Here is a 965-nt window from a genome sequence, read left to right as displayed (position 1 = left end):
GGCCGAGCCGTCCCGCACGTTGCGCATCATCTCGCCGATCGAGCCGCTGCCGCTCGCCGAGAGGAATCCGGGGTCGGAGCCGGAGCTGGGGCCCGAACCGGTGCCGGGGGATGGCGCGCCGCGGCGCCGAGCACTACGCCGTACCGCGGACCGCGCCGCCGACAGCAGCGCCCCCAGCGCCCCCGCCACCACCAGCCCCGCGAGCACGAGCGGCAGCACCAGCACCGTCGGCACCTGCCACGCCCCCACCGCGTCCAGCCCGTAGACCACCGCGAGGGCGACCAGCGCCAGCCCGGCGAGCAGCTTGCCCGGCTCCAGCTCGTGGCGGGCCCGCCGCCGGGCCCCGTCCGTCACCCGCTCAGGAGCGTTCACGCCGCACCTCCACCTGTCCCACGCCGGCCTCCAGATCGATCTCGATCGTGCCGCGGGCCGGGCGGCCGGCCTCGGGCGGCAGGGTCACCCGGCTGCGGACGTCGGGGGCGAGGTCCACGTCGTCGGCGCGCTCGCCGGGGAGCCGGACGTCGCCGTACCCGACCTCGGCGGTGAGCCGGACGGTCGCGTCGGCCGGCACCCGTACCTCCGCCCGGCCGGCGCCCACGGTCAGCCGCGTGGCGACGGTCTGGTCCGGCCGGAGCCCGAGGCCGGTCAGGTCGAGCGTGCCGACGCCGCTGCCGAGCTCGTACGCGGGCCGGACGTCGGCCGCGGACGCCGGCCGCCAGTGGACGCGCGACCAGTCGGCGGTGACGCTGCGGGGGAGTGCGGCGGCGCCGGCCAGCAGCGCGGCGGTGACGACGGCGGCGACCACCGTGCCGGCGCCGGCCCGCCCGTAGCGGGAGCCGATCGCGAGCCCCAGGCCGAGGACGCCGAGCGCGCAAGCGAGACCGGCCTGGGTTCGTGCCGCCGGGGGCGCAGACGCCGGACGCGCTCGCCCGCATGGTCGTCCGGCTGGGGGCGGTGCATGTGCA

At 79.1% G+C, this 965-nt stretch carries 1 protein-coding gene and 1 pseudogene; both read right to left on the bottom strand.

Going from position 1 to position 965, the window contains the following annotated elements; genetic code table 11:
• On the bottom strand, positions 1-372 hold a 372-nt coding region (locus ACSNOD_RS31420), incomplete at its 3' end, for a hypothetical protein (protein WP_436770476.1).
• Positions 359-965 (bottom strand): annotated as a pseudogene (locus ACSNOD_RS31415) (hypothetical protein); the annotation flags it as partial. The gene ACSNOD_RS31420 and the pseudogene ACSNOD_RS31415, both read right to left, overlap by 14 nt.

The sequence above is a fragment of the Streptomyces sp. URMC 123 genome, from assembly GCF_051386515.1.
Taxonomy (GTDB): domain Bacteria; phylum Actinomycetota; class Actinomycetes; order Streptomycetales; family Streptomycetaceae; genus Streptomyces.
This window is presented reverse-complemented; position numbering and strand designations above follow the sequence as displayed.